General features: G+C 67.0%; 28 protein-coding genes. 14 read left to right on the forward strand and 14 right to left on the reverse strand.

Translation table 11 applies throughout. The annotated features are described in order from the left end of the window. Window positions 1-7: 7 nt before the first annotated feature. Complete coding sequence (locus ACH438_RS44895) at window positions 8-922, forward strand: patatin-like phospholipase family protein (protein ID WP_397017188.1); 915 nt, start codon at window positions 8-10, stop codon at window positions 920-922. Here ACH438_RS44895 and ACH438_RS44900 read toward each other — a convergent pair. The 8 genes from ACH438_RS44900 to ACH438_RS44935 form a co-directional block, all read right to left on the reverse strand. Then, complete coding sequence (locus ACH438_RS44900) at window positions 914-1,975, reverse strand: hypothetical protein (RefSeq protein WP_397017190.1); 1,062 nt, start codon at window positions 1,973-1,975, stop codon at window positions 914-916. The two genes, ACH438_RS44895 and ACH438_RS44900, sit on opposite strands and share 9 nt — an antisense overlap. After that, complete coding sequence (locus ACH438_RS44905) at window positions 1,972-3,141, reverse strand: hypothetical protein (protein ID WP_397017192.1); 1,170 nt, start codon at window positions 3,139-3,141, stop codon at window positions 1,972-1,974. The genes ACH438_RS44900 and ACH438_RS44905 overlap by 4 nt, the downstream gene beginning before the upstream one ends. 14 nt (window positions 3,142-3,155) lie before the next feature. Next, a complete protein-coding gene (locus ACH438_RS44910; protein WP_397017194.1) occupies window positions 3,156-3,746 on the reverse strand; it encodes a DNA-binding response regulator in 591 nt (196 codons plus the stop codon). 560 nt (window positions 3,747-4,306) lie between these two features. Further along, window positions 4,307-4,552 (reverse strand): ferredoxin, encoded by a 246-nt coding sequence (locus tag ACH438_RS44915; RefSeq protein WP_397017196.1) that lies wholly within the window; start codon window positions 4,550-4,552, stop codon window positions 4,307-4,309. Beyond that, window positions 4,549-5,826, reverse strand: a complete 1,278-nt coding sequence (locus tag ACH438_RS44920; protein WP_397017198.1) for an NADH-ubiquinone oxidoreductase-F iron-sulfur binding region domain-containing protein — start codon at window positions 5,824-5,826, stop codon at window positions 4,549-4,551. The genes ACH438_RS44915 and ACH438_RS44920 overlap by 4 nt, the downstream gene beginning before the upstream one ends. Continuing rightward, entirely contained in the window at window positions 5,823-6,392 is a 570-nt protein-coding gene (locus ACH438_RS44925) for a ferric reductase-like transmembrane domain-containing protein (protein ID WP_397017200.1), read from the reverse strand. The genes ACH438_RS44920 and ACH438_RS44925 overlap by 4 nt, the downstream gene beginning before the upstream one ends. A gap of 5 nt (window positions 6,393-6,397) precedes the next feature. Next, window positions 6,398-7,354 carry an FAD:protein FMN transferase gene (locus ACH438_RS44930; protein WP_397017202.1) on the reverse strand — a complete coding sequence of 319 codons (957 nt, stop codon included), beginning with the start codon at window positions 7,352-7,354 and terminating at the stop codon, window positions 6,398-6,400. Next, window positions 7,354-7,602 carry a hypothetical protein gene (locus ACH438_RS44935; protein WP_397017204.1) on the reverse strand — a complete coding sequence of 83 codons (249 nt, stop codon included), beginning with the start codon at window positions 7,600-7,602 and terminating at the stop codon, window positions 7,354-7,356. Before ACH438_RS44935 ends, ACH438_RS44930 begins: the two co-directional genes overlap by 1 nt. 155 nt (window positions 7,603-7,757) lie before the next feature. On the opposite strand from ACH438_RS44935, the gene ACH438_RS44940 reads away from it, so the two are divergent. The 4 genes from ACH438_RS44940 to ACH438_RS44955 all read left to right on the forward strand — a co-directional run bounded on the left by ACH438_RS44940 (window position 7,758) and on the right by ACH438_RS44955 (window position 10,655). Next, entirely contained in the window at window positions 7,758-8,441 is a 684-nt protein-coding gene (locus tag ACH438_RS44940) for a response regulator transcription factor (RefSeq protein ID WP_397017206.1), read from the forward strand. 104 nt (window positions 8,442-8,545) lie between these two features. Then, complete coding sequence (locus ACH438_RS44945; protein WP_397017208.1) at window positions 8,546-9,658, forward strand: sensor histidine kinase; 1,113 nt, start codon at window positions 8,546-8,548, stop codon at window positions 9,656-9,658. Window positions 9,659-9,753: 95 nt separating this feature from the next. Next, window positions 9,754-10,284 (forward strand): hypothetical protein, encoded by a 531-nt coding sequence (locus tag ACH438_RS44950; RefSeq protein WP_397017210.1) that lies wholly within the window; start codon window positions 9,754-9,756, stop codon window positions 10,282-10,284. A 152-nt stretch (window positions 10,285-10,436) separates the two neighbouring features. Next, a complete protein-coding gene (locus ACH438_RS44955; protein ID WP_397017212.1) occupies window positions 10,437-10,655 on the forward strand; it encodes a hypothetical protein in 219 nt (72 codons plus the stop codon). 73 nt (window positions 10,656-10,728) lie between these two features. On the opposite strand, the gene ACH438_RS44960 is transcribed toward ACH438_RS44955, so the two are convergent. After that, a complete protein-coding gene (locus tag ACH438_RS44960) occupies window positions 10,729-11,442 on the reverse strand; it encodes a phosphatase PAP2 family protein (RefSeq protein WP_397017214.1) in 714 nt (237 codons plus the stop codon). Window positions 11,443-11,740: 298 nt separating this feature from the next. Here ACH438_RS44960 and ACH438_RS44965 point away from each other — a divergent pair, with 298 nt between their 5' ends. After that, window positions 11,741-13,663, forward strand: coding sequence for an MFS transporter (locus tag ACH438_RS44965; RefSeq protein ID WP_397017216.1), 1,923 nt, complete (start codon window positions 11,741-11,743; stop codon window positions 13,661-13,663). 59 nt (window positions 13,664-13,722) lie between these two features. On the opposite strand, the gene ACH438_RS44970 is transcribed toward ACH438_RS44965, so the two are convergent. Further along, the gene (locus ACH438_RS44970; protein WP_397017218.1) at window positions 13,723-14,553 is read right to left on the reverse strand and encodes a hypothetical protein; all 831 of its coding nucleotides are present in this window, start codon (window positions 14,551-14,553) and stop codon (window positions 13,723-13,725) included. 469 nt (window positions 14,554-15,022) lie between these two features. On the opposite strand from ACH438_RS44970, the gene lgt reads away from it, so the two are divergent. Further along, window positions 15,023-15,856: a prolipoprotein diacylglyceryl transferase gene (lgt, locus tag ACH438_RS44975; protein ID WP_397017220.1), complete on the forward strand. Its 834-nt coding sequence runs from the start codon at window positions 15,023-15,025 to the stop codon at window positions 15,854-15,856. A 56-nt stretch (window positions 15,857-15,912) separates the two neighbouring features. On the opposite strand, the gene ACH438_RS44980 is transcribed toward lgt, so the two are convergent. Together ACH438_RS44980 and ACH438_RS44985 are read right to left on the reverse strand one after the other, a co-directional pair. Then, window positions 15,913-16,320 carry a DUF302 domain-containing protein gene (locus ACH438_RS44980; protein ID WP_397017222.1) on the reverse strand — a complete coding sequence of 136 codons (408 nt, stop codon included), beginning with the start codon at window positions 16,318-16,320 and terminating at the stop codon, window positions 15,913-15,915. A 47-nt stretch (window positions 16,321-16,367) separates the two neighbouring features. Next, entirely contained in the window at window positions 16,368-16,637 is a 270-nt protein-coding gene (locus tag ACH438_RS44985) for a metal-sensitive transcriptional regulator (protein WP_397017224.1), read from the reverse strand. A 121-nt stretch (window positions 16,638-16,758) separates the two neighbouring features. Between ACH438_RS44985 and ACH438_RS44990 the strand changes: the two genes are divergently transcribed. After that, on the forward strand, window positions 16,759-17,379 hold the full coding sequence (locus ACH438_RS44990; protein WP_397017226.1) for a DsbA family protein: 621 nt from the start codon (window positions 16,759-16,761) through the stop codon (window positions 17,377-17,379). 211 nt (window positions 17,380-17,590) lie between these two features. Here the strand turns inward: ACH438_RS44990 and ACH438_RS44995 are convergent, their stop codons facing one another. Then, window positions 17,591-17,917, reverse strand: coding sequence for a hypothetical protein (locus ACH438_RS44995; RefSeq protein ID WP_397017228.1), 327 nt, complete (start codon window positions 17,915-17,917; stop codon window positions 17,591-17,593). A gap of 306 nt (window positions 17,918-18,223) precedes the next feature. Between ACH438_RS44995 and ACH438_RS45000 the strand changes: the two genes are divergently transcribed. Beyond that, a complete protein-coding gene (locus tag ACH438_RS45000; RefSeq protein WP_397017230.1) occupies window positions 18,224-19,159 on the forward strand; it encodes an undecaprenyl-diphosphate phosphatase in 936 nt (311 codons plus the stop codon). A gap of 159 nt (window positions 19,160-19,318) precedes the next feature. Here the strand turns inward: ACH438_RS45000 and ACH438_RS45005 are convergent, their stop codons facing one another. Next, the gene (locus ACH438_RS45005; protein WP_397017232.1) at window positions 19,319-19,957 is read right to left on the reverse strand and encodes a phosphatase PAP2 family protein; all 639 of its coding nucleotides are present in this window, start codon (window positions 19,955-19,957) and stop codon (window positions 19,319-19,321) included. 117 nt (window positions 19,958-20,074) lie between these two features. Here ACH438_RS45005 and ACH438_RS45010 point away from each other — a divergent pair, with 117 nt between their 5' ends. From ACH438_RS45010 to ACH438_RS45030, 5 genes are all read left to right on the forward strand, one after another. Next, a complete protein-coding gene (locus tag ACH438_RS45010; RefSeq protein ID WP_397017234.1) occupies window positions 20,075-20,536 on the forward strand; it encodes a BlaI/MecI/CopY family transcriptional regulator in 462 nt (153 codons plus the stop codon). A gap of 32 nt (window positions 20,537-20,568) precedes the next feature. Further along, window positions 20,569-21,510, forward strand: coding sequence for a M56 family metallopeptidase (locus tag ACH438_RS45015; RefSeq protein ID WP_397017236.1), 942 nt, complete (start codon window positions 20,569-20,571; stop codon window positions 21,508-21,510). A gap of 63 nt (window positions 21,511-21,573) precedes the next feature. Further along, entirely contained in the window at window positions 21,574-22,338 is a 765-nt protein-coding gene (locus ACH438_RS45020; protein ID WP_397017238.1) for a COG4280 domain-containing protein, read from the forward strand. Next, entirely contained in the window at window positions 22,335-22,562 is a 228-nt protein-coding gene (locus ACH438_RS45025; RefSeq protein WP_397017240.1) for a hypothetical protein, read from the forward strand. Before ACH438_RS45020 ends, ACH438_RS45025 begins: the two co-directional genes overlap by 4 nt. Before the next feature lie 88 nt (window positions 22,563-22,650). Beyond that, complete coding sequence (locus ACH438_RS45030; protein ID WP_397017242.1) at window positions 22,651-22,824, forward strand: hypothetical protein; 174 nt, start codon at window positions 22,651-22,653, stop codon at window positions 22,822-22,824. Window positions 22,825-22,953: the final 129 nt, after the last annotated feature.

Here is a 22,953-nt window from a genome sequence, read left to right on the forward strand (position 1 = left end):
ACATCGCATGCAGATTTATCGGACCGTTCGCATCCTGGCCGGCGGTTCCGGCCGCTACCTGCCGATGATGGCCGGAATGCTCAGTGGGGCAGTCGATTTCCTCGCACCGGCATCAGCCCACCCGGACCGCGTCCGGCCGGTGCTGCTCGGGGTGAGCGGCGGCGCGGTCGCCGCCGCTGCGGCCGCGCTCGATATGCCCGCCCATCGCATGCGCGAAATCGCGGCCGAGTTTCGCCATACCCAGGTGCTGGGCAGGCCGAGCCTGCGTTCCTTGTGGACCGAACGAACGCTCTATCCGGCGGCCCGCGTGCGCGAAGTCGCGCACGCGGTGGTCGGTGATCGCACGTTCGCCGACTTCGTGCTCCCGACCGAATCTCGGCGTCAGCCGGGGATCATCTCGTCGCTGATGATCTCCGTGTATTCGAGCAGACACGGCACTCTCTTTCTCCCACAGGACCTGTGGCGGCTGCGGTTACACGACATGCCGGTCGCCGATGCGCTCGTAGCCGCGACGCGCGTGCCCGGCGCGCTCCCCGCCGCGCCGGGTCTCGAGGATCTCTTCGACGGCGGCTTGCATCATCGTGTGCCCTACGAGGTGTTCCTGCCTGAACCCGCCCTGCTGCTCGACCTGTACAGTCCCAAGCCCTACAGCAGTCGCGGCGGGGTCACCTTGCCCATCGTGCACCCGGCGCTGCCGATGATCTGGCGTCGTCCGCGGCCCTTTCGCGACGACACCGTCCGTGAGCGCACCATTTTCGCGGGCCTGCCCTACGGGTCGGCGTTGAGACCTCCTGGCGAATGTCCGTGCGAACTGTTCGACCGGGGGCGCGCGTTGGCTGCCTCGTGGCTTGAATCCCGTTCGCGACAACAGCTTCTCGCGCTCGCCGATTCGGAGGTAGTGCGATCTCCGGTCTCAGGCTGACGGCGCGGGGGCCCGCGTGGTGGCCACGCTGGGCTCGCCGGTGAGTCCGAATCTGACCCGGCGTACTGCCGTCTCGCTGGCCGCGCGCACGGTGGCCAGCACCGGACCATTGTTCGGCGGCGCGATGCGAATGATGATGGTGCCGTTGTCGAGCCGGTCCAGTTCGGCGGCTATTCCGGTCATCAGCCGATCACGCACCGCGTCATCGACGCTGTCCAGGCGCCCCTCGTCGAACATCTTGACCAGGATGCCCCGTGTGCGCGCCGCGTCGGCGGAGGGGTTCACCAGCGGATGGACCAAACCGCTGCCGCGCAGGCTGGCGGCCAACTGGGTTTCCAGCGTCCCGCATTGACTTACTTCGTCGGGGGTGAGCCGCTGCCCCTCGGCGATGCGCCGTAGTAGCGGATACGCGATCTCGGCGAGCTGGTGCAACCGTTCTTCGCGGTCGGCTTCGCGCCGTATCAGTGATTGCTGCAACCGCGTCTCTTCCTCGCGTTTGCCCTGGAACTGGAAGATTCGCGCAGCGGCGGGCCTGATGGTCCCAGCGAACCAGGTCGACATCAGTAGCGGTCCCAAATTGATGAGCGAACCCAGAAAGCCTGGCCATGGCCCCTGCCCCATCCGTGTGGTCCACACCATCAGGATCACGAACATCCCTGCCATCGACACCCAGGCGTACCAGGTCCGGCCCCGCACACAGACAAAGGTGAGCACGGCGGTGTAAACATTCGCCGGCCAGTTCTCGTGCACGTAGGCGATCGGCGGCGGTGTCAGCACAACCAGCGCGCACATCATCGGCCCGACCGCCGTCAGCGCGAAGGTCGTCGGCAGCGGCAATGGGTCACCGCGCACTGCCAGCAGCGCAGCAGCAGCCGTGCAGAGTACGGTCACCGCGATGATCGACTGCCACAGGTGTGAATGCGTCGCTCCCAATGCAATCACCGCGGGTGCGGTGATGCCCGCGCAATAGAATACGAGCAGGACGACAGCAGGCAGGGTGTTCATTCCGAGGAGCGTCCGCACATCGCGGGGATCATCATCAGAGCCGATCATGGTTCGGTCCATGCCATTTCGATCGTAGTTCCATATCCGCGGTGGGTGGCGATGCCCAGTACGGCGCCGGGTATCTGGTCGAACTGGCTGTCCAGCCGCTGTAAGCCCCATCGGCGATTGATCATCACTTTGTCGAAACCGCTGCCGTTGTCGGCGACGGTGACCACCAGTCGTCCCGGCCCGATCCGGATGGTCACCCGGCGCTCCACGCCCGAGCCGGCATGACGCATGCTGTTGTCCATCGCCTGCCCCAGGCCGACACCGAAGGTCCGGACGAGCTCGGCATCGAATCGTGTTCCACTGTCGACGAATTCGATATCGACCGAACGCAGTTCAGGGTCATCGATGGCGGCGAGCTCGTCGCGCAGATAACCGAGAACCGCAGCGGCCCGGTACGGCTCGTCGTCGGCACAGTCGCCGATCGCGGCGAAATTCGCCAACGACCGAGCCGCTTTGTCGGCGGCGCTCGCGTGGCCGACTGCCGCCGAACGCAAGGCGGCGAGCACGACATTGTGGATGAAGTCGCCGTAGCGGTCGCGTTCGAGCTTGCGGGCCAGCATGGCGTCGACCCGAGCGCCGATGCGGGCGGCCGCGGCACGAGCGGAGTCGAGCCACCGCCCCGTCCGGACCGCCACGAGAGTGGCCGCGACGAAGACCAGACAGAAGCTCGTCGCGAACGTCCAACTCGGCAGGAACGGTTCCACCACATCGGATTTCCGTGCTTGTCCGAGGAGCTGGACTTCGGTCACCACCACGAAGGTGTAGCCGATGGTCACCTTGGGCGAGCAGTACAAGGCGATCGCCATGGCGGGCAGCCCCGGCATATTGGACAGCCACGGTGACTGCTCGAGCCGGGATCCCGTCCACGCCGGCAGCCAACTGTTCACTGCGAGGAAGTAGCCGAGTGCCGTGACTGCCGACATCCTCTCCAGCACACGCAATTCGGCAAGGAAGGCCGCCACCAGCATGCCGACCGCCGGGCCGAACACCAGCACCAAGGCGACCGGTGTCCACCACGAATCGAGATGGCGCGCCTCGGACCGGAACTGCCAATACAGCAATAGGAAATAGATCAGATACCCGGTGCCGATGAAGATCGCGAACATCCGTATCAGCTGATCGCGATCACTCGCCTGAGCAGTCGTGAACGGCTTCCGAATCCTCATCACGTCACCATCGTTCAGTCGATCAAACCCTGCTCCCGGGCGATATCGCGGAGCGCGGTCTTCTTGCTCGCGTCGAACCCGAGAGCCTCATATCTTGTCTTGATTGTCTGGATGATGTATCGGATGTAGTTCACCGACAGGAATAATTCGGCAGCGATGTCCACGGCTGTGTCCCCGAACGCGTACAGCCGCAATACCTCGAGCTCGCGGCCGGTCAATTCCGGAATGAGCTTCGGATCGGAGTCCAGAGCGGTTGCCCACTCCGGCGTCGGCGCGTTCTCACCCCTGGCGGCGAGCCCGACCGCCCAGACCACGACATCGGCTCGGTCCATCTTCGTGATCACCCCCCGCACCCCGGCATGGGCGGCCTCCTGCACCAGTGAACGCCTCTCGCCTGTGGTGTAGACGAGGATGTTTTCGATTCCGGCCTCGTGAAGGGCGCGAATGTTGTTCCTCGGTCGCGACTTATCCGGCAGGCCGTGTAGATCGAGGATCGCCAAGTCCAGATCCGCAGTGAGGGCCAGCAGTTCGGGCACAGTGGAGGCTGCGGCCACCAACTCGAGCTCGGAGTGCGGGGCGAAGAAACCTCTCAATCCCTCGCTCAATACCGGTAATTCATCTTCGACCAACCCGATTCTGTAGAGGCGTTGTAGCCCGTCCTTTGACGTCACCTGTTACCTTCTCTGTTCGGGCAATGCCGAGGCGCACGATGTCCAACCGTGCACATACCGACCGGATGGTGTTCCACCGGAAGTCGAACCATATTGCCCGGCATGGTAATTCGCGCCCACAGCACCGCAGTCACGAACGGCTCCGATGTCAATACCCGAAGACGCGATTCAGCGGATTCAGGTACCGCCGTGGCTTGGATTCGTGTAATCACGCTAGCGGCGACCGCAGTGATCGCGCAGCATCAAAAATTGGTGGTTCCAGCAGGAGCCGAGCACTCGACGCCCGCCACCCCTTCCACAAGGGTGGATCGCCGCAGCGGGGGCGAGAAGAGAGACCGGTTGCGCTCCAGCGTGATTCGACTGTGCGAGTCGCGCGAAGTACTGTCCGCCCGTGTTGTCATGCCCTGACCTCTGGGTCGCGGGTGAGCCGGAAATTCTCGCGCTGCACACGTGCCGGTTCGGCTGCGATTACCGCCAGGCGCGGCCGGGCTGCGTCACCGGCGCGGGACAGACATCAGGGTGAGGGCAAGGCGTGGACAGAGTGTGACGGCTTCGCGGGCGGCGGTGAGCTGTCGAGGGGTGATGGTGGGTCCGTCGGGGTGGTTGCGGGCGAGGGGGTAACCCCATTCGTCACGATCGAGGACTTCCGGTAGCAGTTCGCTGCACAGTCCGCGTCCGTCGCATCGAGTCCAGTCGAAACGCAATTGCCAAGTGCGGCTCTGTGGTTCGGCTTCGGTCATCGAGTATTCCGAGTTCCGGCCGGCGTGTGGATCACTTGGCAGGTACCGCGAAGATGAAGCGCTACGTCCTCGGCGAACACGGCGAGGGCCGAGCGGACGAAGCGTGCGGTGCCGTCGGGATGGTGGCAGGCTCCGCGGCCGTCGACCAGGTGGGCCAGCCACACGATCTCGCTGGGATCGCCGGCGTATCCGTATGCCAGGGCGGCCATGGCGTCGGCGAGTTGGGGAAGACCGTTGCGGCACGGCCCGCATTGACCCGCGTTCTGCGCAGCGAGGTAGGTGGTGATGTCGGCGCTCGCGCGAAGTCCGCAGTGGGTCAGCGGCAGTGCCCGGATGAGCCCGGCGCCCGGTGTGGCGTGCAGCGACCGTAGCGCGGCGGTCGACAGCGCCGCCTGCCGCAGTGCGCCGGCCGGGATCCAGGCGCCGTGGTATCCGCCGATCAGCACCGACCGTACCGTGGCGGGGTCGGTTTTGCCCGTGCGGGTGAGCAGATCGGACAGTGTGGTGCCGAAAGGGACTTCGACCACTCCGGTCACCGCGGTGCCGGTGAGGGTGACGAGCATCGTGCCGGGTTCGTCGCGGGTGCCGACCGTGCGGAACCAGCCGGGTCCGTAGCGGGCGATCAAGGCTGCGTGCGCGAGCGTCTCGACGTTGTGCACCAGCGTCGGCCGTCCACGTAATCCCTTGTGCGACATGCTCACCGGTTTGTCACTCGGCAGAGCCGAGCGCCCGGCGACGGCGTTGATGACGGCGGATTTCTCACCGGAGAGAAAGGTGTCGGGAGCGGCGGTGAGCTGGATGCGGTGTCCGTATGCTCCAGCGGCACGACGTTCGGACAGCGCCCGGCGTACCGAGGCAAGCGTCGGTTCGGGGGCGTAGAGGTGGCATTCGTGTGCGCCGATCGCATCCGCGACGAGTATGAGGCCGTCGAGCACCAAGTGCGGGGCACGAGTGAGAAGTATTGCGTCCTTGCTGCTTTCGGGTTCCCCCTCGGCGCCGTTGGCGATGACGATCGGCCGGTGGCCAGCGGCCGCTGCGGTCATCTTGCGCGCCGTGGGGAATCCGGCCCCGCCGTGCCCGCGCAGGCCGGCGGCGGCCACCATATCGATGAGTGCGGGCGGATTCGTGAGCGCGGGCAGCGGGCCGTAGCGATCGGTATGCGCGGCCAGATCCGGGCCTGCGGCCGCCAGCAGTCGGCGTGCGCCGCGCGGCGGGTCGCTGATCGGGTCGCGGGTCGTCAGACGGGCGTGGGCATTCAGGCCGTGGGCATTCATCGGATACTCCGCGCTCGCGCTTGCCCGAATTCGACGAAGTCGCGGCTGATCCGCCAGGCCACGGCGGCGGTCACGCCGAGGACGCACGCGGCGGTGAAGGCGAGCATCCACGGGTGCGTGACATCGGTGCCCGCGCCGAGTGCGTGTATCAGCGCCGTCGGCCATAGAACGTAAGTGGCCCAATGGATTACGCGAAACACCCGGGGGCCCAGTCGACGGCGCAGCAGGGCAGAGATGACGATGGCTGCGAGCAGATCGACAGCGACGGTACCGAGCCCCACCCACAGCGGACGGTAGCGTCCCGCGAACGGAATCAGGGCATCGAGCAGCCGCAGCTGTGAGTGCGGGTCGGCGAGGAGGCTGATCACATGCAGGGCGACCAACGTGGTCGCGATCAGTGCGACGCCGCGATGCAATTCGGCGAGGGCCACCCGCGGCAGCAGCAGCATCCGCCCGGAGCGGGCGATGATTCCGACTATCACCGCCAGGGTGAGCATGGCCAGCGCGGTGATGCCGCTGCCCCTACCGAACGCCCACAACGCCTGGTCCAGGCCCGTCTGTCCCATCGGGCTCACGCTCCGTGTCGCTCGGCGGGCCAATGGCCCACAGTGTGGATTCCGCGATCACGATCGACCAGCCGGGCGGGAAGTCCGGACCGGCGCAGGTCTGCGACAGCGCCCCGGCCTCGCACGATACCGGCGGTGCTGGCCGCATTGGCAGCCAAACACGATTGAGCGGCAACCGAGACCGTGCGCCAGACCGGGTCGGCCGAGGCCCCGGTGCGTGGATCGATGATGTGGTGCACGCGCCGGCCACCGTGGGACCATCGTCGTCGCAGGGTGCTGGAAGTGGCCAAGGCCGCCTCGGCCGGCAGCCGGATTCGGCAGCCCGGTTCCCCGGGCCCGTCACTGACCTCGATCTGCCACCCGTTGGCCGGTGCCGGTCCGGCAGTGGCGAGGTCACCGCCGAGACCAACCAGCACTCCGCAACCGACCCGGTCTCGGACCAGGGTTGCGCAGCGGTCGGCGGCGGCCGCCTTGGCGGTAGCACCGAGGTCGAGCAGTATCCCCTCCGGCACAGTCACCGTGCGATCGTCGAGAGCGATCATCGACCAATCGGCGTGGCGGATACCTGTCACCGACACCGCGGGGTCTGTGACAGTGGTATCGGCGAGCAGTGGGTAGTCGCGGTCGTAGCCCAGATCGACCAGCACCGCCCCCACGGTCGGGTCGACGGCGCCGTCGGTGGCCTTCGCGATCCTGAGTGCGGCGTGGAGATATTCGGCCAGTAGGGCGCTGATCCGAACGGGTCGGCCGCCATGGGCAGCGAGCCCGACGATCTCGGAGTCACGGCGAAACCGGCTGCAGGCGTGATCGACTGCGTCCAGATATTCGCAGACCAGTCGGCAGGCCGGCTCGAGCGCACCGGGTTCGGTGACGACCAGTCGGGCGGTGGTGCTCCACACCGGCCACTCGACGGCCGCGACCGTTCGGGCAGGCGCGATGGTGGCCGGAAAGTGAGTGGTCATCACGATCCGCTCGATCGTGCGTGCGAGGGACCCGAACCGGTTCCGAGCTGTGGCACTGTGCCGCCAGGTATTCCGTCGGAGCCGGGTGAATCCGACGAGCCGGTGTCGGTGGCCGGTGTCGGCGCGGGGGCGACGTGGGTGTCGGTGTAGGCCATCGCCGAGGCACCGATGGTGCCCACCACGCCGAGGGCCAGCACTACTTCGGTAGCGGTGCGTCCGGCCCTGCGACCCTGCTGCGATGACACCATGGTTAGCCTCTTCGGTCGGTTGGTGAGCGCGCACGTCCGCACGGATGGGAGCGCTGAACAACATGGTGCGCACCTACTCTTGGAACGTTCTGAGAATTCGCGTGGCGACGGCTGCGAGCAGAACGCGCCACGACTTTCAGTGGCAGGCTGGCAGCATGCTCGTTTCCGATGTCGATGGACCCCGGGTGTTGCTGGTCGAGGACGACCGCCGGCTCGCCGCGATGGTGTCGATGCTGCTCGTCGAGGAGGGATACCGGGTCGAGACGGCCAGCGATGGGCAGCAGGGTTTACATCGGGGGTTGACCGAGGAATTCGAGGTACTGATCATCGACCGGGGGTTGCCGGTGCTGGAGGGATTGGACCTGCTGCGGGCGTTGCGCGAGCGAGCGGTCGTGACCCCGGCGCTGGTGCTCACCGCGCGGGGCGCGGTGCTGGATCGGGTGGAGGGCCTCGACGCCGGTGCCGAGGACTACTTGGTCAAACCGTTCGAAATTCCGGAACTGCTGGCAAGGATCCGGGCCCTGCATCGCCGGCACCTCGCGGCTTCGGAGTCGCTTCCGGTCGGCCCGCGCCGCTTGGTGCCGGCAACCCGGACTGTGATCGATCCGCGCGGTACGCAGAGCGAGGTGTCGTTGTCCGAGCGCGAGTCCGCGCTGCTCGCGGTGCTGGCTCGGTCACCGCGGCAGGTGTTCACCCGATCTCAGTTGCTCGCAATGGTCTTCGACCGAGCGGACACCCTCGGCACCGTCGATACGTACGTGCACTACCTGCGCCGCAAACTCGGCCGTGATGCGGTCGACACGATTCGGGGACTGGGCTATCGGCTCGGCAACCGGTGAGGGTTCATCGACGCATCCGCACGGCCGCGATACCGACCGAGTTGACCGTGCTGCGGCGCACTGCCCGGACGGCTGCGGCGCAGTCGGCGCTCGCGCTCGCGGCGGTGCTGGTGGTGGTCGGAGCGGTGCTGTACGGCGCCGACGTGCACATCCAGCGACGCCAGATCGACGATCAACTGTCGCAGGTGGTCAGCACCGTCAACGATGTCGAAGATCCGCCCCCGGGGATGGCGATCGCCATTGCCGAGCACGGCCGGATCTCCCTCAGCGCACACGCGCCTGCACCTGCCGCCACCGTCGTGACCGGTCCGGCGGGCTACCGGGACGTGCATACGAGCGGGATGGAGTACCGAGCGCTGGTGGCCGACCAGTCCGGTCGGCGCGTCGCGGTGCTGTTGGATCTGGAGCCCTGGCAACAGGGGCGGCAGCGGCTGGTGGTCGCGTTGCTGGCCGCCGAACTGGCTGGTCTGGCCGCGGCTGCCGGTGCGGCCGTGGTGCTTTCGCGCCGTGCGATTCGACCCTTGGCCGCCGCGCTGGCACTGCAGCGCCGCTTCGTCGCCGACGCATCGCACGAATTGCGCGCGCCGCTGACCGTGTTACACACCCGCGCGCAACTGCTCGCCCGCCGGACCGACCTGGATGAGGAGCTGGGTCGACAACTGGGCGGGATCGTCGCCGATACTCGCGCACTCGCCGAGGTCGTCGACGACCTGCTCCTTATGGCGTCCGCCGAGCACGAACCCGGACGCCGACAGCCAGTCGATCTGCTCGAGCTGTGCCGTGAGGTCTGCGAAAGCTTTGCCGTACAAGCCGATTCCCGAAGTATTACCGTCGAGACGATTAACGAGACACCGACCGGAGAGCTGACCGTCGACGGTGTCCGCCCGGCGCTCCGGCGCGCGGTGTTCGCCCTTGTCGACAACGCACTGAATCACGAAAAGCCCGGCGGGACAGTCACCGTGCGCCTTGCGCGCTCCGGCGATGAGGTCAGCGTGACCGTCGCCGACACCGGTACCGGACTCGATCCCCGTGATGCCGAGCGGCTGTTCCGGAGGTTCGCTCACGGTGACGGCCACAGCGCGGGCACCCGTGCGCACGGGATCGGGTTGGCCTTGGTTCGCGAGATCGTCGACGCACACCACGGCAGCATCACTGTCGCCGGCGCACCCGGGCTGGGCGCGATCTTCACGATCCACCTGCCCTCTGCAGGTCATTGAGCAGGGTCCCCCTCACTCCCAGAAACCTCCAAGAACCGGCCCATACAGTGCACTCGACAAACCACCGCGCACCGCCATTCAAGGAGCGAACCGTCTTGGGACCGACCACGATCAACGGGCTGCCCGCACACGTTCTCCTCGTGCACATCGTCGTCGTGATGGTGCCGGTGACTGCGCTGCTGCTGGCATTTTCGGTGCTCTGGCCCGCCGCGCAGCACCGCCTCGGCCTGATCACTCCGCTGACCGCATTCGTCACGCTCGTCGCGGTACCACTGACCACACACGCCGGAGAGTGGCTCGAACACCACACCAGCCGTGACCCGTTGACACGACTGCACGCGCGTCTCGGCGATGACCTGCTGGTCTGGTCAGCGGCGGTCTTTCTGATTTCCGCCGTGTGGTGGGCCCTGAACAACGAGCAGATTCGCGGGCGGGTACCGTGGCCGGCCGAGCGATCGAAAACGAAGGGTGCGAACACAATCGCGCTCATCGCGGTGGCCGTACTGGCTTTGGCGGTATCCGTCGGCTCCGTGGTCGAGGTCTATCGCATCGGCGACAGCGGCGCGAAAGCCGCGTGGCATGACCGGGCCGCCGCGACGAAATCCGAAGACGGCAGCGGCAGCTGAACCTCCGGCCGGACGCCCGGGCCGGTTCCAGCCGAATTTGAACGTCATTCACGGTTTCGGGTAGCTGCTTCTCCAGACGAAAGATGGCATCGCCTGGATCGATTTGCCGCGAAGCTCCTCCCCCGCGGCGGATCCTGGGCCAGGATCGGTCGATGACCGAATCACGCACGGGGCGGATGAATGTCTTTCTTCCGAAGGCGATGGCACCGGCCGCGCTCGATGCCCTGATCCGTCTCAACCTCGAGGCGGCCCTGGCTCGGCTCGGACAGCGGCCCGCCACCATCGAACGTGGCATCGGTCATGACCATTCACCCGGGGTTGTGTGCTGGCCGGTGACCTATACCACCGCCACGGGCCAACGACAGGACTGAGCAGTACAGTCCATGTCCTCGAACTGGGTTCAACGCTATTGCGAATTCCGTGAAACCCGCCGCATACCCATAGTCATCGGAATACGCGAGGCTCATGGCCGTCCGGCCGGCCGGTCGAGGCGGGGTCCGGACCAGGGGTATCGGTGATCAGTCGTCGAAATCTGGTGCGGCCGAGCAATCGCAGTGACCAGCACAGCGGATGGCGGGTCAGGTCGAACCCGATGAGGCAGACGGCGGCGCCGAGAATCAAGCCGGCGAGTTCATCCTGGGGGTAATGGGCGGCAGTGTAGACATCGGCGAAAGCGAGTGCGAGAGCCGCTGCGGCGGCGGCCAGCGCAAGGTAGCGGTGGACCAAGAGCAGCCCCGCCACGATTGCGCCCGCCGCCGCCGCTCGATGGCTCGGGAACGTCGGCCCGGCGTGGTTGCCAAGAACGAGAATGCCCGCGTGGCTGACGTACGGGCGCGTTTTGCCGAGGAACGCGGCGAGTGGCTGGTTCACTCGAACCGCTAGCACCATGGCGACAGGTACCCACAGCGCCGCAGCCATCGTGCCGATACCGCCGCGATGGCGGGCTGCAAATACGCCGGTCAGGGCGAGACCTGCAAATACTCCCGCGGCCACGCCGGCGTACGCCGAGACGACCGGATGCAGCCACGGCGTGGCGCGAGCAAAGTCATTGATGCCGAGGAAGATTCGTGTATCCAACGACATCGGGAATCTTGTCGCGCCGGCGCCGGATCGCCCGTCCGAGAGCGCGGCGATTGTCTCGGCAACCTTGTTGTCCATGTTCGACAGAGTGCCATGGACGCGCCCCCTGCGCCGGACAGGTCGAAGACCGGAATATGCCCCTGCCCGACACGGTCCACACCTGTCGGCAAACTCGAGATTAACTTCTGTTCAAGAAGTGATGCCACACCTCCACATGAATCCGAGCCCGCGGACCGGTGCACGCCGATCATGAAAATTGCTGATAATAAACACACTTACGCGCGATAGGGCGATATGGCGAGGTCAACAGATGCGGCATGGCCCCCATGAACATTCTGTTCTAGAATTAAATCGTTGGATATGCTCGGAGGTTCACGTGTTCGTCGAGTCGGCGCGGCCTCGGATCGTTCGTGAGCACCCGAAGGCGGGCTGGTTCGCGGTGGGATCGGTGTGCCTGGGCGCATTCATGGGTCAACTCGATGCCAGCATCGTGACTTTGACCTTCCCCGCTGTGCAGCGGGAGTTCGGGGCTCCGCTGGCCGGGGTGCAGTGGATATCGCTGGCATATCTGCTGACCCTGGTCGGATTGGTGGTCTCGGTCGGGCGGGTGGCCGACGCGATCGGCCGAAAGTTCGTCTATCTGCAGGGTTTCGCGGTCTTCACCGTGGCGTCAGCGGCGTGCGCGCTCGCGCCCGGGCTGGGATGGCTGATCGGGTTCCGGATCGTGCAGGCCGTCGGCGCGGCGATGCTGCAGGCCAACAGCGTCGCGCTGGTGGTGACCAGCGTGCCCCCACAACGCATGCGCGCCGCGCTCGGAATTCAGGCGGGGGCGCAAGCACTGGGTCTGGCACTGGGTCCGGCCGTGGGCGGCGCGCTCGTCGCGTCGGCCGACTGGCGGTGGGTGTACGGAGTGAACGTCCCGGTCGGGTGCCTGGCACTGGTGGCCGGTCACTTCCTGCTCCCGCGTACCCGCCAGCGCACCGTGATCCGCGAGTTCGATTGGCGTGGACTGCTTCTGCTGATAGGCGGGACCTGCGGCGCGCTGCTCGCGGTCTCCGCGTTGTCCGGGCTTCCGGTGCCGGCGTGGACCGCGGTCGCGGCGGGGGTGGTATCGGCGCTGTGCATCGTGGGCATGGCGCGGTGGTCGCGCCGCGTCCGCGAACCTCTGGTCGATATGAGTCTGTTGCGACCACCTGCCGTGTGGGCCGGTCTGATCGGCGCGGGTGCGGCGTATCTGGTGCTGTTCGGTCCGCTGGCTCTCTTTCCGCAGTTGCGCGGCGCGAGTGCGGGAAGCACGGGTGTCGTGTTGACCGCGCTTCCCTTGGGATTCGCCGTCGCCGCTGTCGCGGGGGCACGCATGCTCCCGGACCGCTGGGACGGCCGCCGCCGCGAGCGTATCGGGGTTGGCGCCGCGGTGACAGCGCTTGCGGCGCTGGCAGTTTCGCCTGCGACGCCATGGTGGTCGTTCCTCTGGCTCGGCGTGCTCGGACTCGGCCTGGGAGTGTTCATCCCGAGCAACAACACCGCCATCATGAGCGCCATCCCTGCGGGCCGGGCCGGAACCAGCGGCGGGCTGGTGAGCATGAGCCGCGGACTGGGGACGGCGGGGGGCGTCGCCGTGGTAACGCTGGCGTTGCACCTGGGCGGACAGACCGGAAACGTTTCCGTCGCACCGAGAATCGCGCTCGCGGGACTGCTGGTGTTCGCGGGCCTCGCGGCTGCGACGACGGTATTGACCGCCAGAGCAGCGTCCGGGCAACCGCACGAGAACGAGGAGTCGTCGATGACCACGCCGCCTGCCGAATCGGTGCCCACGCTGCTCGCACGGCCCGATGAAAGTGCGCTCGCCGAAGTAATCGCGTGCCTGCGGCGGGCGATGCGCCGTGCCGCTCGAGCCGCCGATCCGGCCAATACCCTCGCGGTGGCCCAATTGGAGCTGCTGTCGTGTGTTTCCGAGCATCCTGGCATCCGCCCCGGACAGCTGGCCCGCCTGTTGCGCCTGGCACCGAACTCGGTGACCACACTGGTCAACGGGCTGTCCGCACAGGACATGATCACCCGCGCGCCCGGGGACGACGATCGTCGCGCGGTCACTTTGACCCTCACCGCCTCAGGCCAAGACGCGGTGCGGTCATGGCAGTCGACGAACACCGACATCCTGCGCGCCGCACTGGCCGACCTGCACCCCGGCTGGCAGCACCTGCTGGGCGCGGCGATGCCCGCGCTCGACGAGCTGGCCCGCGCTATCGATACCCGTGCGGATCCCGTTCTCCACACCGGCACCTCCGGCAGGTCCTGAACCCGCAGCCCGGTGCCGGACTGTGACCGGGCGGGGCACGACGGCGGTGATCGGATGGGCTATCCGATATGCGGCCAGCCCGGATAGGCGGGCTGTGGAGTCGGCGGAGCGATCGGAGCTCTCGCGCCGTCGGCGATCGGATCGGATATCCAGTTCGTGCACTCGGTCGCGGTCACCGCGTCCTCGGGCGTGCGCGGAGATGGACCCCAAACGTCGGTGACCTGCCACTTCGAGAAAGCGTTGAAGCGCGGCGCGCGCTCCTGTATCGAGTAAGCCGCCGAACGATTCCGCGATGAGGAAGAGCCGCCCGGTTCAGCGCGGGTCGTGAGCCACTCCACCCAGCCCCGGTGAGGGTCTCCGGCTTCGATATCCCGGATCCAACGGTAGGTCTTTCCGCCGTCCTCGGATTCGGCGACATTGCCGAAGTCCAGGCAGTAGGCGGCGGTGAAGCCGTCGCCGGCAGGTTGTATGCGCAGTATTCGAGCCCGGAAGGTGCCGGCCCACCGCAGGGACCAATCCCCTTCGGCCGCGCCGGGCGGGTAGACGCCGCCAGGTGGAGTGCGCAGCCACTCGACCGCCGCCGTCGCATGGGCGTAGCCCGGATACGAAAGCGCAGCGCCTACCGCATCGGAAAGCCGTTCGGCCTCGGCGAAAGCACGGACATAGGTGGCCTCGGGGGTTGTGAGATCGATGCCGCCGCTGCCGCTCCAGTCGAAGGTGAAATTCCCGGCCCATTCAACGGGGAACCGGTACTGCGAATCCGAGACGACCACCGGATGCGCGACCGTGCGGACCACATCGCCGTAACCGGCCTGCGCAGTGCACACCGTCGCCGCCACGACGAACACCCCGAAGATCGCGCCAAGACCCTTCCTCTCGGTCAAGCGCATGTCGACCAGCCTTCTCGCTTCGTGCCGCACCCACGGAATCTCGAGACGGTTACCCGTTCGCTCCGGGCACTCGCCCAGAAGCCTCGACCCACGAAGCCGCCTCGGGCTGCGCCGATCCATGTGGCAAGGTCGTGTTCGGCACGGCGGTCCAGCCTGTCGGGGTATGTGCGTCGGATCCACCCTCCTGCCGAACTTTTCTGGACCATAGCGCAATTCGGCTGGGCGCGTCCACGTGCAGCGATCGTTCGATGCGTTCGCTCGGTTCCTCGCACGACGGGTCCGAATCGATGACATGCGGCGGTCACGGCTCGAGCCTTCCTTCGCCGCTGAGACGACGCTGAGAATCCGGCACCCGATATTTCCGCTCGCACCCACGCCGTGGTTGGGTATCTCGCGGTGGTCGGCCGACAACACCGACCCGGTATGCACGAGCCGGGGTACTCGCACGGCCGACGAGGAGGAATCGACAATGGTGCTGGCGTATTTGCCGAGCCCTGCCCAGGGAGTTTGGCATATCGGGCCGTTCCCGTTGCGCGCGTACGCCTTTTGCATCCTGACGGGGATCATCGTCGCGATCTGGCTGACTCGCCGCCGCTGGGCCGCGCGTGGGCATGATCCCGAGGCCATCCTCGACGTCGCGCTCTGGGCTGTTCCGTTCGGGATAGTCGGCGGTCGGTTGTACCACGTGATCACCGACCCCGAACTGTATTTCGCTGCGGGACGGGATCCAGTGCGCGCCTTCTACATCTGGGACGGCGGCCTGGGCATTTGGGGCGCAGTCGCACTGGGCGCGGTAGGTGCGTGGATCGGCTGCAGGCAACACCGAATCAATCTCCTCGACCTCGGGGACGCGCTTGCTCCGGGTCTGGTGATCGCCCAGGCGATCGGCCGCTGGGGCAACTACTTCAACCAGGAGCTCTACGGCGCGGCGACCACACTGCCGTGGGCACTGGAGATCGACCCGGCACACCGGCCCGCCGACAGCCCCTATGTCGGCCTCTACCACCCGACCTTCCTGTACGAGTCGCTGTGGGACCTCGGCGTCGGGCTGCTGTTGTTGTGGATCGATCGCCGCTATCGGGTGCCGCGCGGCAAACTGTTCGCCGCCTATGTCGCCGCGTACACCGTCGGTCGCGGCTGGATCGAAGCCTTGCGTGTCGACCACGCCAACCATATCTTCGGACTACGGCTCAACGACTGGACGTCACTGGTGGTGTTCTGCATCGCGCTGGCCGTTGTGTGCCGGCCGCGGCGAAAAGCACCGGCCGAGACCGCAGCCGAGGACACGGCGGTCGTGCGCTGACGGCCGGCGACGACACCGAATCCCCTTGCAGTGCAACAGTGTTTGCCGCGGACGAGTCAGTTCGGCGTCGAGCGCAGTGTGGCGATCGCCGCGCGCAAGCGGGTGGTGGCGTCGGCAGCGACGGGATCGAGTGCCGGTTCGCCGGTGACCTGGACCATCAGCTGCGGGTTCATGGCCTCGACGATGATGGCGCCGGCGTCGGCCAGGTCGCGGCGGACGACGACGTTACAAGGCAGCAGCAGCCCGATCTGGCGGTCGATGTCCACGGCGCGGTGGGCCAGCGGCGGGTTGCATGCGCCGAGGATTCGGTAGTCCTCCATGTCGTGGTCGAGCTTGGCTTTGAGGGTGGCACGCACGTCGATATCGGTGAGGATGCCGAATCCTTGATCCGCCAACGCCGCGCGGGTGCGCTCGATCGCGTCGTCGAAAGTGGTACGCAGGGTGGTCGACAGGGCCAGATCCATAACGAGCTCCTATCCGAGAGAGGCTGAATACCGACGCCCGGGAGACGTCAGGCCAGCGCGAGGAAGAGTTTTTCCAGTTCGTCCTGTGTCATGGGCGCACCTCCGTGTTCGGTGGCGCCGGTGAGACATTCCCGCAGCCCGGTGGCGACGATCTTGAAGCCTGCACGGTCGAGGGCTTTCGAGACCGCCGCGAGCTGAGTGACGACGTCCTTGCAGTCACGACCGTCCTCGATCATGGAGATGACCCCGGCGAGCTGACCGTGCGCGCGTCGCAGTCGGTTGAGGATCTGAGCGATGGCGTCTTCGTCGCCGACCATGGATGTCGTCCTTTCTCGAACCTCCTTACACTATACCCCAGGGGGTATAGTGTAAGGCGACACGCTTTCACCGCCGCTGATGTCCCGGCGACCACCGATCCGATCCTCGAGGAGTTCGTTGATGGCCGATATCGACCTCTATCTCGACCCGGTGTGCCCGTTCGCATGGGTGACCTCCCACTGGCTGCTCGCCGCCGCCGACGGCACCGAGCATCGAGTCCGTTTGCGCCAGATGAGCCTGGCCGTACTCAACGAGGGACACGACGTGGACGAGGGCCATCGGGCGATGATGAGCCGGTCGCGGCGACTCGGCCGCGTCTTCGCCGCCGCCGGCGAACGCGGCGGATCAGCCGCATTCGCGGCCCTGTATCAGGCGATCGGCACGCGGCTCCACGAGCAGGGACGAGCCGTCGACATCGATTCCGTCGGCGCCGCGCTCACCGACGCCGGTCTCGACCCCGCACTGTCGCAGCGCCTCGACGATGCCGGCACCGACACCGAGGTCGCTCGACTCCATCACGCCAGCCAGGACGCGCTGGGCGGCCGCGGCGGCAGTCCCATCGTCGTCGTGGACGGGCATGCCTTCCTGGGCCCGGTTCTTACCGAAAACCCTGGCGCCAAAAGCGGTTCGGGACTGCTGTCCGCGATCGTCACCGCCGCTACCACACCGGGGTTCGCCGCGCTGCATCGCCCTTATCAGGGGCCGCCGGTCATCCGACGCACCCCCGAGGCGGACCGCTGATGTGCTCCCCCGCCCGCTGCCGCACCTGCGGCAAGACGACCTGGTCCGGATGCGGCGCTCATATCGAGCGAGTCCGCGCCACGGTCGAGCCCGCTCAGTGGTGCCCGGGCCACGAGTCCCCCGAATCGAGAACGCCTTGGTGGCGGCGCAAGTGACGGACTCGACCGGCGGCGGTTGCGAACCGGCCCAGCGCGGGTAGGGCGGTATCACCTCACGGGAATCGTCGCGGTTCGCCGTCCACCCGGTCGAGGTCGTGTACGGCGGCGGGATTGTCGGGACTGTAAACCTCGGTGCAGGGCCGCCGGTTACGTCGTTTGCCGATCACGAACGCGCAACCGGCGCCACCGAATACGGCCAGCGTCAAGACTGCGGCTACCCAGCTCCAGCCGGTGAAACCGTCGGCGAGGGCCGTGATCGTCGCACCCATACCGACGAAGCCCAGCATCAGCAGCGACACCGCGACGATTCCCAGCTGCCACGTCCACACCGCGGATTGCTTCTCGACATAGACCGTCGAGTCGTCGCCGGAGAGCGTCACTTTCCTTCGGATCATAGTGTCGTTCCAATCTCGACGGCACGGATGCCGCTTGTCGGGGAAGAGCATGGGACGGCTACCCGGTCCCCGACATTCGAATCGCTGCCCGCGGCCCGGAATCGGGGGCCTACCGCACCCGGCTGCCGAGTTCCCGAACGGCTACGGACCATTCGGTGCGCGCGACCCGAATCTCACTGGATACGGAAGCCAGCGATCCGGAAGACCTTGGCAGAAAAGACAATTCAGGCAATCTGCACCCCGGCGGGGGTGCCAGCGTGATGCCGAGAATCCCATGCCACACTCGGGCGGATGATCACCTACTCGCAAGCGATTGTCATCGGTGCAGTGCAGGGTGTGACCGAACTTTTCCCGATCTCGAGCCTTGGGCACTCCGTGCTGGTCGCCGATTGGGTCGGCGGCAATTGGAAGCAGGTGACCATCGGCCGATCAGGAAGGGGCGCAACGTATCTGGCGTTCGTGGTCGCCCTGCATGTCGCCACCGCGGTGGCTTTGCTGGCCTACTACTGGCGGGACTGGCTGGCCATTGTCACCGGCTTCGCATCCACCTTGCGGACCCGGCGTGCGGTCACCGTGCCGCAACGGCTCGCCTGGCTGATAGTTCTCGCGACCCTCCCGGTCGCCGTCCTCGGCCCCCTGCTCGATCGCCCGCTGCACGCACTGTTCGATACACCCGTCGACACCAGCATCTTTCTGACCGTCAACGGTGTGGTCCTGGTCGTCGGCGAGGGCTTGCGCCGCCGCAACGAGCCCTCACTGCTGGAATACGGCCGCCGGTTCGGGCGGCGCGAAGCCCACCGGGCCTTCCTCACCGGATCACCGACGCAGCGCCGCCAGGCCGACCGCCCACTCGCGGCTTTGGGGACAATGGATGCCCTCGGTATCGGCATCGCGCAGGCCGGCGCGCTGCTGACCGGCTTCAGCCGCGCCGGTCTCACCATGGTCGGCGGCCTGTGGCGCGGGCTGGAGAACGAGCACGCCGCCAAATTCGCCTTCCTGCTCGCCACTCCGACGATTCTGGGCGCGGGGCTGTTCGAGCTACCGGAATTGGCCGAACCGAGGATCGCCGCGATCCGTGGCCCGGTCTTGCTGGGCGCCTTCATATCCGGGGCGTCTTCATGGCTGGCCGTGCGCTATCTGGAGCGGTACTTCCGAACGCGCACCCTGCTCCCGTTCGCGACCTACTGCATCATCGCCGGCACACTGTCGATCATTCGATTCGTTTGAGCCCCGTCCCGGGCCTGGGCACCCGACCGATATCACCGGCTCGACGCCGAGTTCACCCGGGCTGTGCGCTGAAACCCAGGCGGTGCATCGCGCCGAAGGAAGCTGCACAGTCCCTCCGCCGGTTCGATTCCCCTAGCGCCGCCCTGGCCGACTGCACTCTCAGCGAGGCTCCACGATTTCAGCCGAACCGGCGGTGACCAGCGCGCGTATCCGGGTGCCGGACACGAATGCGACAAGTCCGGTGAGGGCACCGCGCAGCAGGAACCAACCGGCGAGCACGACCACGGCACCGAGGACGAGTCCGGCGAGCACGTCGTGGGGGTAGTGAGCGGCGATGTAGACGCGGGCGAAGGCGATCAACGCGGCGGCCGCTATGGCGATCTTCCCGAGGCGGGGATGAACGAGGAACAGCCCGGCGGCCACAGCGCCGGCCATGGTGGCGTGATCACTGGGAAAGGAGGGGTCGCTGCTACGGTCCGCGAGCACGAGAAGGCCGGGAACGGCGTTGTACGGCCGGGTTTCGTGCACGGCCTGCACGATCGGCTGGTTGATCGCCACCGCGAGCAGGGTCCCCAACCCGGCCCATACGGCGGCGGCCATGCGCGCGGGATCCCCGCTGCGGCGCGCTGTCCACCATCCGGCGACCAGCAACGCCGCGAACAGGATCACCCCGTAGGTGGCGTAGTCGTACATGACGGAGTGCAGCCACGGGGTGGCGCGGGCGATTCTGTTTATCTGCCAGAGTTTTCCGTCGCCGGGCTCGATGGGTTCAGCCAATCCTGCTGTCGTACTGGTCATCCGGAGTTGTCCTCGTAGGTATCGGTGGACGATGCGTGCATGGCGGACCCGGTTCCCCGGTTCTACATCTTCCGTAGAAGTTCTACACGATGGGTAGAAGATGATTCAATGGGCACCGTGAGACGAGAGCGAAGCCGCGAGACGCCCCCGCACCGCGAGGACTCGCGCGAGGAGGGGCAACCGTCGCGCCGGCGAGCGGGCGAACTGTCGGGCCTGATCCTCGAGATTCTGCGCGGCCATCCGGGCGCGCTGACTCCGGGCGAGGTATCCGAGCGGCTGGGCGCGGCGGGCGCCGGAGAGCTGGCGTACTCGACGGTCGTGACAACCTTGTCGCGACTTCATGCACACGGTGTACTCGAGCGTTCCCGGACCGGGCGCGCCTTCGCCTACCGCGCCGAAACCGATCCTGCGCGTCTCGCGGCCGGAAAGATGCGCCGAGTGCTCGATGCCGAAGGTGACCGGGCCGCGGTGCTGGCGAGTTTCGTCGGCGAGTTGTCCGACCGTGACGAGCGACTGCTGCGCGGACTTCTCGGTGCGGCCGGGCTCGACGCGATCGAGCCGAACGGCGTCGACCGCTAGTCGCACGCACTGGTTACACGAAGGAGGTGAGCATGCACATCGCTGTGTATCTACCGTTGTTGCTTCCGGCGCCGGCAAGCTTGACGGCACGCTGGCTGTCGGCACGACTCTCGCCGCGGGCGGGGACCTGGCTGCTGACCATCGCCGCGGCAATGTTGGCCGCCGCCAATGGGATTGCCCTGAGCGTATTGACCGCGACCGCGGTCGGGCAGTTGCCGTTCTTCGCCGCGCTCGGGCGTTGGTCAGCGAGCGTGCTGCGCCGCGACGACCCCGCTTCCCTGGTCGTCGCGCTGGTGGCGGGGGCGGTGTTGTCGGTCGCTTCGACGGCGGCGGCGCGCATGCTGCTCCGCCGCACGGCCGCGGTGCTCGAAGCCGCACGCGCCGCGCGAGGGCTACCCGGTGGAGCGCGAGTGGCAGTGGTCGACGATCCTGCCCCCGATGCCTACGCCGTGCCGGGCCGGCCGGGACGGATCGTGGTGTCCACCGGAATGCTGGACGCACTCGACGCCCGTGAGCAGCAGGCGCTCCTGGCCCACGAACATGCCCATTTGACCGGACGGCATCACCTGTTCGTAGCGCTGGTCGACTTGGCCTGTGCTACCAATCCATTCCTGCGCTCATTGGCGGACGCCGTGCGATACACGACGGAACGATGGGCCGACGAGCACGCGGCGGCAACCGTCGGCGACCGTCGCCTGGTCGCTCGCACCATCGGTAAAGCCGCGCTCATCAGCCGCCGCGACCCCACACCACCGTCGATCGCCCTCGGCATGACCGGCGGGCCCGCGCCTTCGCTGCGCGGCGCGGGCCCGATCCCCCGGCGGGTCGCGGCCATGCTCACCACGCCGGCCCGCGCAGATCTCCTCGCCATCGTCCTGGCGATCGCCGTGCCGGTCCTGGCCTTGGCAGCGAGCGTGGAGGCGATGCGTGACCTGCACGCCCTGTTCGAACTCGCCGAACTCGGCACCCGCTGACATCGATCCCGGAGGTCGCATGGAAATCCAGCCGAACTACGTCCCGCCACGAGGCGGTCTCCGATGAACGGAGGCGGATTCGCCCTTGCCGTCACGGTTTTCCTGGCCTGCGCCGTCGAAGCCGTCGAAGCATTGACCATAGTGCTGGCGGCAGGCACGAGCCGGCAATGGCGCTCGACTCTACAGGGAGTCGGCGCGGCGCTGGCCGCCTTGGCCATCGTCGTTGCCGTGCTCGGCCCCGCGGTGCGGTTCATCCCGCTCACCGGTCTACGGACCGTGGTCGGCGCACTGTTGCTGATCTTCGGATTGCAATGGCTGCGCAAGGCGGTGCTGCGCGCCTCGGGCTATAAGGCGTTGCACGACGAGACCGCGGCCTATCGGAAGCAGGTCGCCGCAGCCGATCAGGCGCAGCCCGGCGGCCGCGGGATCGTCCGCGACTGGTACGCCTTCACGCTGTCGTTCAAGGGCGTGTTCCTCGAAGGGCTCGAGGTGGTGTTCATCGTGGTGACCTTCGGCGCCAATCAGCACGACGTGCCACTCGCCGCGCTCGGGGCCACGCTCGCCGTGCTCGTCGTCGCCTTCGTCGGCGTGGCGGTGCGTGCGCCACTGGCACGGGTTCCGGAGAACACCATGAAATTCGTTGTGGGCGTGATGCTGACGTCCTTCGGCATCTTCTGGGCCGGGGAAGGCGCCGGGGTGAGGTGGCCGCACGCCGATGCCGCCCTGTTGGTGCTGATACCGGCCGTCGCGGCGGGCGCGCTCGCGGTGGCCGCCCTGATGCGACAGCTGAAGGCTGCGCCGCGGCCGGCTACGGAGGTCGCGTCGTGAGGTACATCAAGGCTTTTCTGGCGTTCTGGTACGACTTCATCGTCGGCGACGACTGGGTCGCCGCCGCCGGAGTCGTTCTCGGCCTTGCCATCACCGCGGCGCTCGCGCATTCCGGCGTCAACGCCTGGTGGCTGCTTCCGCTCCTGATAGCGGTTGTCTTCGCAATCTCGTTGCGCCGGGCGGTTGCCCGGTCCCGTCCCGGGCATGAGGGCGCCGCCAAATGAATCCTGCTGCCGAGGTACCGATCGTCATCGGATGGCGTCGAGGTAGGCGGCTACTAGAACCACGATGACCTCACGGTTCAGTCGACCGATGCGCATGAACTGGCGTTTCGTGGTGCGCGGATCAGCTTTTCGGCGCAGTACGAACCTGATCCAGTACCGCGCGATCGATGTCGAAATTGTCCTTCCCGTTCAGCGCCACGTCGTAGACCGAATCGCCGATTTCATTACCTTGACCGGCCTCGATCCGAGGGCTACCGTCTAGCACATGAACCCCTACAGCCTGGCTGTGGGCGGAGAAAGTGTGACCAAGTCCCTGATGGCGCACCACACAGAAGCCCTCGACCGAGTATTTCGGTCGAGGGCTTCTTTGCGTTCCACGTGTGCCGGTCGC

Origin of the sequence: Nocardia sp. NPDC020380 (assembly GCF_044386975.1) — a bacterium.
GTDB lineage: Bacteria > Actinomycetota > Actinomycetes > Mycobacteriales > Mycobacteriaceae > Nocardia.